The organism is Nitratidesulfovibrio oxamicus, assembly GCF_015731765.1.
Lineage (GTDB): Bacteria > Desulfobacterota > Desulfovibrionia > Desulfovibrionales > Desulfovibrionaceae > Cupidesulfovibrio > Cupidesulfovibrio oxamicus.
Genome location: NZ_VRYY01000571.1, coordinates 1 through 1,314, shown reverse-complemented (window position 1 = coordinate 1,314; position 1,314 = coordinate 1). Strand labels below are relative to the sequence as shown.

Below are 1,314 nucleotides of genomic sequence, written 5' to 3'. Positions count from 1 at the left end.
CGGCGTCCGCCGCCACGGAGCAGCCGGTGACGGTCTGGCCAAGGTCCGCCGCGATGCGCACGGCCACCTCGTCGCAGAACAGCGCGGCGGCCCGGTAGAAACGCGGGCGCGCACCGGTAAGGACGGCCAGCCGCCGGGCGTTGGATTCCACCTCGTCCACGAATTCGGCCACGGAGCGGGTGCCCCGGATACCGTAGGCCGCGCGACCGGCCACCGAGGCGGGACGGTGGCGCGCGCCGTGGTTGGCGATCTCGAACAGCGGGTCGGCGGCCAGGTCTGCGGCTTCGGCGGGATGGGCGGCAAGCCACGGCCCGGCCAGAAACAGGGTGGCGGGCACGCGCAGTTCGCGCAGCAGGGCAATGATGGAACCATCATACCCGCCGCCGCAGGCGTCGAGGGTCAGGGCCATGATGACCGGACCTTTGGGGGATGCGCCTGTCCCGCCTGATACGCCTGATACGCCTGATGCGCCTGATACGCCGGATACGCCTGATGCGCCTGACAAGCCGGTCCCGCCGGGCACGGGCAGCCGGGTGAGCGTACCGGGCAGGGCCGGACCCCACCGGGCGGGCTGCTGCCCGCCGTAACGGGCCACGAGGCGGGCCGTCAGTTCCGGCAGGGGCTGTGCGTCAAGCGATGCGGCATCCGCGCAAGCTGCTGGCGGGCACAGCAGGAGCAGCAGCACGATAAAGAAAGCGGCAAGAACGGTCGGGGGCGTACGTCCGGGCATGTCCCGCCGCACATAGCGCCCCGGCCAGCCGGTGGCAGCCATGTCCCCCTACCCCTTGCCCGAGCCCGTGTGTACACCGGGCAGTTCGCACTGGCCGCAGACGCGGCCCACGGCCACGTCGCCCAGCCCCAGGGCCACGGCAACCAGCGTGCGCGCGCCTTCGGCGGGCAGTTCCAGCCCGGTCCACAGGCGGAACTGTTCGCGGCCCTGTTCCACGAACATGGCCAGACCATCCTGCGTATCCCAGCCCGCGTCGGCGGCTTCGGACAGAAAGCGGGTGCGTAGCGGGTTGTAGACAAGGTCGTAAGCCAAGCCGCGCCGCCCGGGCTTCCCCGTCTCCCCTGCCGCAACGGCCTGCGCCACAAAACCCTGCGCCGGAAAGGCGGTGTCGCCCTGCCGTTCGCCGGACATGCCCATGGGGGTGGTATTGATCACCATATCCGCGCCCCAGTGGACGCGCGCATCCCAGTCCACCCCTTCCGCGCCGAATTCGGCGGCCAGCGGGGCGGCCTTTTCCGCGTTGCGCCCGGTGACGCCCACCGCGCCCACCACGCCGTCACCGGCGGGGCCAAGCTCGCGCAGGC

The 1,314-nt window shown here is 71.9% G+C and carries 2 protein-coding genes; both read right to left on the bottom strand.

The features are described 5' to 3' along the window. A partial coding sequence (locus tag FVW20_RS15700; protein ID WP_231039165.1) for a polysaccharide deacetylase family protein occupies positions 1 to 730 on the bottom strand: 730 nt, incomplete at its 3' end. Between the two features lie 48 nt (positions 731 to 778). Continuing rightward, positions 779 to 1,314 (bottom strand): shikimate dehydrogenase family protein (locus tag FVW20_RS15695; protein ID WP_372435011.1); only part of this gene is annotated, 536 nt, incomplete at its 5' end.